This is a genomic window from bacterium, assembly GCA_016873475.1.
Classification (GTDB): domain Bacteria; phylum Krumholzibacteriota; class Krumholzibacteriia; order JACNKJ01; family JACNKJ01; genus VGXI01.
In genome coordinates, this window is the sequence record VGXI01000150.1 from 1 (window position 1) to 7,904 (window position 7,904).

5 protein-coding genes are annotated in these 7,904 nt (G+C 72.0%); 1 reads left to right on the forward strand and 4 read right to left on the reverse strand.

Annotated features, from left to right (window positions below; translation table 11 throughout):
• The 4 genes from FJ251_11425 to FJ251_11440 form a co-directional block, all read right to left on the reverse strand.
• Nucleotides 1–2,213: hypothetical protein (locus FJ251_11425; protein ID MBM4118327.1), on the reverse strand; the 2,213-nt coding region annotated here is incomplete at its 3' end.
• Nucleotides 2,210–3,172 carry an ROK family protein gene (locus FJ251_11430; GenBank protein MBM4118328.1) on the reverse strand — a complete coding sequence of 321 codons (963 nt, stop codon included), beginning with the start codon at nucleotides 3,170–3,172 and terminating at the stop codon, nucleotides 2,210–2,212. The genes FJ251_11425 and FJ251_11430, both read right to left, overlap by 4 nt.
• Before the next feature lie 11 nt (nucleotides 3,173–3,183).
• Nucleotides 3,184–4,287 (reverse strand): sn-glycerol-3-phosphate ABC transporter ATP-binding protein UgpC, encoded by a 1,104-nt coding sequence (ugpC, locus tag FJ251_11435; protein MBM4118329.1) that lies wholly within the window; start codon nucleotides 4,285–4,287, stop codon nucleotides 3,184–3,186.
• Nucleotides 4,275–6,854, reverse strand: a complete 2,580-nt coding sequence (locus tag FJ251_11440) for an ATP-dependent protease (GenBank protein MBM4118330.1) — start codon at nucleotides 6,852–6,854, stop codon at nucleotides 4,275–4,277. The genes ugpC and FJ251_11440 overlap by 13 nt, the downstream gene beginning before the upstream one ends.
• Nucleotides 6,855–7,040: 186 nt before the next feature.
• Between FJ251_11440 and FJ251_11445 the strand changes: the two genes are divergently transcribed.
• A partial coding sequence (locus FJ251_11445; GenBank protein MBM4118331.1) for a hypothetical protein occupies nucleotides 7,041–7,904 on the forward strand: 864 nt, incomplete at its 3' end.

The window sequence follows — 7,904 nt, forward strand, 5'->3', positions numbered from 1 at the left end:
CTGAGACCGACATTCGAGGTGAGGCGCTGGTTGACCGTCTGCTCAACTGTGTAGTTGTCGATGTCGCGCAGCTCCTCGCTGCTGACGAAGTCGACGTCGGCGTTCAGCTTCGTGCGCTCGCCGATCTCCTGGTTGTGCGTGCCGTGCAGTCCCCAGGCGAAAGCGTCGTTGACGAGATTGCGACGCACGTCGTAGCTGAAGTTGCTGCTCACCGTGCCGTCGAGGAAGTAACGCTGGTAGTAGCGAGCACCGAAGCTGCCGAAGAGCGAGCGTCGCTCCTCGAAGCTGCCGCGCGCCGTGAAATCGCAGTAGTCGTTGGCGGCCCAGTAGTAGCCGAGATCGCGCACGAAGCGTCGCGGTTTGTCCTCGCTCAGCGTGATGCCGAACTCGAAGTCGGGCTGCAGGAAACCCGAGCGCCGGCCGCGTTTGAGGTCGTTGAAGAGGAAGGGTAGATAAAACAGCGGCACGTCGCCGAGGTAGAAACGCACCGGTGCGCCAACGATCTTGTCCTTGGTCTGGATCGTCATGCGGTCGACGCGGAAGTGGAAGTGCGGCTCGGCGAGATCGCAGGTCGTGTAGGTGCAGGCGTAGGCGTGTACGCGGTCGTCGGGCTTCTTCTTCAGGCGCGAGCCCGTATAGAAGCCTTCGCCGTAGCGCGTCGTGCCGCCGTGGACGAGACCGACGCGATCGTCGATCGCGTACTCCATCAGACTCCCGTAGAGCTTGTCGCCGCCGTCGATGAGCACGGGTTCGCCGCGCGCGTCGAGGAAGTCGTCGCGGGCGTCGAAGCGGATCGCGCGCGCCTGCAGCGTGAAGTCGGCGCTGCCGACCTCGGCCTCGCCTTCCAGGTAGGCCCGATCGAGCAGCGCCTGGTAGAGGATGCTGCTCGCCCGGTACTCGATCGTTTGCGCCTGCGCGGCGAAGCGCGCGGCCGCGGCGGCACTGTCGCCGGCCGCCGGCGCGCCGGGCAGGCTGTCCGCCGCAACGCTGTCCGGCACCGCCAGATGGGCCGGCCAGTCGTCGAGGTAGCGGTAGGCGCCGCTCGCCTGCCCGAAGATGCGCACCTCGTCCAGCTCGCCGTCCGTGAAACGCAGGAGCATGGAATCGCCGGCTGCCTCGTTGACCGAGGCCCGGCCGTCCTCGCCCAGGGGCGGGATGTAGGTGCTGCTGGGCGCGCCCTGCACCTCGACTTCGTCGATCTCCCCGGCGCGGAAGCGCACGCGGAAACGCTCGCCGCGGATCTCGCTCTGCCGGCCGAGGAAGACGCGCTGATCGGCCGGCCGGTCGCGGAAGCGGGCCTGACCGTCGATGTCCATCCGCTGCACTTCGCCGTCGCGGAAGAAGAGCTCGAGCGTGTCGCCGGCAAGGGCGCCGCCCTTGCGCAGCACACGGGGCTGGCCGAAGAGCAGCAGGCGGTCCTCGGCCTGATAGAAGAGCGCCGAATCGCAGAGCGCTTCCGTCGGCCCGCGCAAGTAGCGCACCTGGCCGACGGCGATCGCCAGGCTGTCGCCGCGGAGTTGGCGCATCAGGGCGGCGGTGACGCGGACGGTGTCGCCCTTGCTCACGCTGAGCAGGAAGGGCGCAGCGTCCATCACGGCCTCGTCGCGGACCCGGTCGTAGCTGCCGTGCTCGCCGTGCAGGATAGTCTCGTTCTCGCGGTCCTCGAGGACGACGGCGCCGAAAGCCTCGGCGTGGCGCGTCAAGCGGTTGTAGTCGACGCGGTCCGCGCGCAGCCGGCTCTTCGGCTGGAGGACGTCCACGGCGCCGCGCAGGTGGATGAGCTGCGCGCTGCGGTCGTAGACGGCCTCCTCGCAGGTGATCTGCGTGTCGCCGTCGTCGATCGTGACCGCGCCGGCAACGGTCGCCGTGTCGCGCCCCCGGTCGTAGTGCCCGCGCTCGCCGCGGATGCGCGTGGCGCCCTCCACCGCCTCGACGCGGCCCTCGAGGAAGAGCTCGTCGGTGCCCAGCGCCTCGGCCTCGCGCCGCTCGGCGCGCTCGGCGGTGATCACCAGGCTGTCCGACTCGAGGCGCGCGTTGGTCAGCGTCGAGATGCGCACGCCTGCCTCGCGGCTGAGCGTGAAGTCGTCGCCGGTGATGAGGTAGCTGCCCCGGCGCTCGGTCTGCGCGAGGGCCAGCGAGACGACGAGCAGCGCGGCACCAAGCGCGAGCCCGGCGCGCGCCGCCGCGCTGAGCGCCGACCGGGACCGGCTCACGCCCGCTCCGCCGCGAGGAGTGCGGCCCCGAGCGCGGCGCCGTCATCGCCCAGGGCGCGCAGCCGCAGATCCAGGGTCTGCTGGGTCGGATCCATGAGTCGCGCGGCGGCCTCGGCGCGGGCCGGCTCGAGGATGTACGCGCCCGCGGCGCTGACCCCACCGGCGAGGATCACGCGATCGGGCGCAATGGCGTTGATGCAGCTGACGATTCCCACGCCGAGCGCACGCCCCGCCTCGGCGAAGAGTTCCCGGGCCAGGGCGCTGCCCGCGCGCGCGGCGGCGTGCAGGGCCCGTGGGTCGGGCGGGGCGCCGCCGAGCAGGCGGGCAAGCTCGCGGTGACCCGGGCGCCGGCGGGCGAGGGCGCGGCGCGCCGCGGCGACGATCGCGCGGGCGCCGGCGTAGGCCTCGATGCAGCCGCGATTGCCGCAGGGGCAGCGGCGCCCGTCGCGCGCGATGACGATATGCCCCAGCTCCGCCGCCAGGCCGCGCCGGCCGCGGTAGAGGGCGCCGTCGAGGATCAGGCCGCCGCCGACGCCGGTCCCCAGCGCCAGGCAGACCAGGTGCCGCGTGCCGCGGCCCGCGCCCAGGCGCCACTCGCCGTAGACGAGCGCGTTGACGTCGTTCTCCACCGCCACCGGCCGCTCGAAGCGCCGGCTGAGCTCGCGGCCCAGTGGGGCGCCCTCCCAGCGGCGCAGGTTGGGTGCGGACAGCAGGCGACCGTCGGCGCTGTCGATCAACCCCGCGCAGGCAAGGCCGAGGCCGGCGAGCTGTGCCGGCGCCAAACCTTCGCGAGCGAGCAGCGCGCGGATGCGCGCCTCGAGCCCGACGAGCACCGCCGCCGGATCGTCGCCCAGGCTCGCGGTCGGCCAGCGCGCGCGCCGACGGGCCCCGCCGTCCGGCGCCGCGAGCACGGCCTTCACGTTCGTACCGCCGACATCGAGACCGAGGAGGATGCCCATGCCCGCCTCCCTCAGGCGAGCACCGCGTCGCTCTGCGGGTCGAAGTAATGCGCCTTGCCCATGTCGAGCGTGATCGGCAGGCGGTCGCCCACGCGGGCTCCTTGCCGCGGATCGACGCGCGCGACGAGCTGCCCCTCGGCGGCCTGCAGGTAGAGGAAGAGCTCGTTGCCCATCGGCTCGACGACGTCCACCTCGGCCTGCAGCGTGCGGCCGGCGGCCAGGGCCGGCACGTGGTCGGGACCGTAGATGTCCTCCGGGCGGATGCCGAGCACGATCGCGCGGCCCGCCTGCGGGCGCAGGCGCTCCGCGTGGACGGGCGCCAGTGGCAGGCGCGCGGCCGGGCCGACGAAGGCGAGGCCACCGGCCTCCGGCTCGAGGCGGCCGCTCAGGAAGTTCATCGCCGGCGAGCCGATGAAACCGGCCACGAAGCGATTGGCCGGCCGCTCGTAGAGCGCGAGCGGCGCGTCGACCTGCTGGATGAGGCCGTCCTTCATCACCGTGATGCGGTCGCCCATCGTCATCGCCTCGACCTGGTCGTGGGTGACGTAGATCATCGTCGCCTGGATCTTGTGGTGCAGACGGCTGATCTCGGCGCGCATCGCCACGCGCAGCTTGGCGTCCAGGTTCGACAGCGGCTCGTCGAACAGGAACACCGCCGGCCGGCGCACGATGGCGCGCCCGACCGCCACGCGCTGGCGCTGCCCGCCCGAGAGCGCGCGCGGCTTGCGCCCCAGCAGGTCGGTGATGCCGAGGATCGCGGCCGCCTCCTCGACGCGCTCGCGAATCTCCTGCTTCGGGTACTTCCGCAGCTTGAGGCCGAAGGCCATGTTGTCGAAGACGGTCATGTGCGGGTAGAGCGCGTAGTTCTGGAAGACCATCGCGATGTCGCGGTCCTTGGGCAGCACGTCGTTGACGATGCGGCCGCCGATGCTGACCGTCCCGCGGGTGATCTCCTCCAGCCCGGCCACCATCCGCAGCGTGGTGCTCTTGCCGCAGCCCGAGGGGCCGACCAGCACCATGAACTCGCGATCGGCGACCGCGAGGTTGATCTCACGCGCGGCGACGACCTCTCCAGGGAAGATCTTCCAGACGTCGCGCAGGATCACTTCCGCCATCTCGGCTCCTTCTCGCGCGTCGCGTGCAGCGCAGCGCGCGGGGTCGGCGCCGCCGCCGGCTCGCCGTCGTCGAAGACCTGCAGCGTCTCGGCCATCTCGAGCAGGCGGGCGTCGACGCGGCCGTTGACCGTGCCGGCCGGCCAGCGGCCGTTCGGGCGCCGCCGGCCCGCAGGCAGGCCGGTCAGCAGCTCGAGCCCCTCGTCGACGGTGCGGATCGCGTAGATGTGCCACTGGCCGGCGCGCGCCGCGGCGACGATCGCCTTGTCGAGCATGAGGTCCTTCAGGTTCGCGGCCGGGATGATCACGCCCTGATCCCCGGTCAGGCCGCGGTCCCGGCAGATCTTGAAGAAGCCCTCGACCTTCTGGATGACGCCGCCGACCGGCTGCACCTCGCCGAACTGGTTGACCGAGCCCGTGACGGCCAGCGATTGCCTCAGCGGCAGGCCCGAGAGGGCGCTCATCAGGGCGAAGATCTCGGTCACGCTCGCGCTGTCGCCGTCGACGCCCATGTAGTTCTGCTCGCAGGAGAGGATCGCGTGCAGGCAGAGCGGCTTGTCCTGCGCGAAGCGCTGGCGCAGGAAGCCTTCGAGAGTCATGTGGCCCTTCTCGAAGGCGGCCCCGCTCATCTCGACCTCGCGCTCGACGCTGAGGATGTCGCCCTCGCCGAGGGAGCAGCTCGCCGTGATGCGCACGGGCTGGCCGAAGGCGTAGTCCCAGTGCTCGACGAAGAAGAGGCCGTTGAGCTGGCCGACCGCCTCGCCGGCCGTGGCGATCATGAGGTCGCCGTCGCGCACCATCTTGTGGAACTGCGCCTCGAGGGTGCCCAGGCGACGGTCGCGCTCGGCCAGCGCGCGGTCGACGTGCTCGACGTGCACCTGGCGCGCGCCGTCCTTGCGCGCGAAGTAGTCGCTCTCGATGAGCAGGTGGACGATGCTGCTGAAGCGCGTGGAGAGCCGGTCCTGGCGTCCGGCCAGGCGGGCCCCCTGCTCGAGCACGGCCGCGCGCGCCCGGGGCGTCAGCGCGAGCAGGCCGTCCTGCTCGCAGACCTTGTCGATGAAGGCCAGGTAGCGGCGCATGTTGCCGCGGTCGCGCGGCATGTCCGTCTCGAAGTCCACCTTGATGCGGAAGACCCGCTGCAGGTCGGGGTCGCCCTGGAGCAGCACGTTGTAGAGCCGCGTGTCGCCGACGAGGATCACCTTGAGGTCGAGGTCGATCGGCTGCGGCTTGAGCGGGCTGATCAGCATCCGGTTCTGCGGGTCGTAGGCCTGGATCTCGAGCTTGCGGTTGCGCAGGACCCGCTTGAGCGTCGGCCAGACCAGCGGCTCTTCGAGCAGGTCCTGCGCCATGATGACGAGCGTGCCGCCCTGCGCGCGCACGAGGGCGCCGGGCTTGATGCGGCGGTAGTCGAAGCTCGGCACCCCCGCCGCGCCGAGGCTGGGCTCGATGTTGCCGAAGAGGTTCTGGAAGCTGGGCGCCGTCTCGATGATCACCGGCGCTTCCTGGCGCTGCGCGTTGTCGACCAGCAGATTGACACCGAAGCGCGCGAAGACGTCCTCGGCGTCCTCCGCCTCGTCCTTGCCGTTCTTGCCGCCCTCTTCCTCGTCGTCGCGGGGCAGCCAGGGCGCCTCGACCAGCGCCTGCTCGAGCTGCGCGAGATAGCCGTGCACGGCGGCGTCCTCGAAGCGGCTCTTGAGCATCTCGATGCTGTCGTGGATCAGCGGCAGGATCACCGCGCGCTCGAGCTGGGCCAGCTCCTCGCGGAAGGCCTCGTCGAGGCGGGCGTTGGCGCGCACGAGGGCGCGCAGCTCGTCGGCGAGCACCTGGTGGCGGCGCTCCAGGCGCGCGGCCGTGCGGGCGTCCAGGCGCCCCGCCTCGACGAGCGCGCCCAGCTCGCCGATCTCGACTTCCTCCCCGCCCACGCGGGCGTGCAGCTCGGGGCGGATGTAGGGCCCGCTCTGCACCTCGACCAGGCTGAAGCCGCTGCGCCGCGCGCGCTCGGCGAAGGTCTGCACGCCGTCGGCCTGCGCCTTGCTGTACTGGCGCTCGAGCGCGGCGACGCGCTTCTGGTAGCTCTCGCCGCGGTAGAGCTGGGGGATGTGCCGGCGCAGGCTGGTCGTCATCCGCTCGGCGCGCTTCTTGAAATCGCGCCCCTGGCCGGCCGGGAAGCGTAGGAGCAGCGGCTGCTCCGGGTCCTGGAAGTTGTGGACGTAGCAGAGGTCGCCCGGCAGCGCGCCCTTCTGGCGGCGCTCCTCGAGCACGCGGCGGATCGTCGTCGTGCGGCCCGTGCCCTCGACGCCGGTCACGAAGATGTGGTAGCCGGGCCGGCGGATCTCCAGGCCCATGCGCAGGGCGTCGAGCGCGCGGTCCTGGCCGATGATCTCGAGCGAGGCGCGCGCGCCGTCGGTGACCTGCGGCAGGTCGGCCGGATCGCAGGTCCAGCGCAGGCGCGCGGGCGCCAGGCGATGACGGGAAGTGCTGGTGGGCATTGGGCCTCCGAGCCCGGGGAGCCTCCCCCGCCGGGCCGGGCGGCAGCTTAGCACAGGGGCCGGGCGCCACAAAGCGCCCATCGCGGCCCGCCGAGGCGCATGTTTGCTTGCAATTCCGGGGAGCGTGGTCCACCCTTTGCTCTCGTTCGACAGGGGAGGTGCTGGGATGGGGCCGCGAACGGCCGCCGGCGCCCCCGCCTGCCGACGCCGGACGCCCCACCCGGAACGCCCCGCACCGCCACTGCACCGGGAGCCCAAAGGAGCGTCATGGTCCTGCGCCGCGTTTTCGCCGGTCTCTTCCTGCTCGCGCTCTTTGCCACGCCCGCGCTGCCCGCCGCCTGGCCGCAGGCCGGCGAGGTCACCGTCACGCGGAGCTACGCCGGCGCTGAAGCGACCCTGCCCGTGGGCGAGCCCTGTCGAGTCACCTGGACCCTGCGGCCGGCCAGTGGGCTCGCCCTGTCGGGGCTCTTCGTCTCCGAACAGTACCCGAGCTGGATCGGCGTCGCGAACGTGAGCGCACGCATCGGCAGCGAGACGGTGCAGTGCCTCTACCAGGCGGGCACCGAGGGCGAGATCCAGGCCGGGCTCAGGCCCCACCGCTTCATCTTCTGGGACCAGGACGGCTCGCCGAACACCAGCGTGCCGGCCGGCCTGACGCTGACGCTCCAGTTCGACATCACGGCCCAGAGCGCCGGCGAGGCTTCAACCAACCCTAACGGCTGGTTCGGCCACCTGGGCGGCGCGAGCGGCCACGCGGCGGGCGGCTACCTGGAGGGCGGGCCGCTGCTCGTCTTCGGGCACACGCCGCTCACGCTGGAGGGCTTCACGGTCGGCGACGCGGGCGATCACCTGGCGCTGATCTGGTCGCTGAACCTCGAGGGCGAGACGGAGAGCTTCCGCCTGCAGCGCGGCGAGAACGCCGACCCGCTCAAAACGCTGCCCCTCGGCGGCCCGGTGCTCGAGGGCCCCGGCGACTACCGCTACGACGACTACACGGCCGTCCCCGGCCGCGACTACTGGTACTGGCTGGCCATGCTGGATGAGAGCGGCGGTATCACGCGCTACCTCGGCCCGGCCCGCGGCCGCCTGGCCGGCCCGACGCCGGCCCTCGCCGCTCAGCTCACGAGCTCC

Excerpts from the sequence above, each read along its gene's own strand:
- FJ251_11430 (MBM4118328.1), bottom strand. The coding sequence starts at position 3,172 with ATGGGCATCCTCCTCGGTCTCGATGTCGGCGGTACGAACGTGAAGGCC.
- ugpC (MBM4118329.1), bottom strand. The coding sequence starts at position 4,287 with ATGGCGGAAGTGATCCTGCGCGACGTCTGGAAGATCTTCCCTGGAGAG.
- FJ251_11440 (MBM4118330.1), bottom strand. The coding sequence starts at position 6,854 with ATGGGCGCTTTGTGGCGCCCGGCCCCTGTGCTAAGCTGCCGCCCGGCC.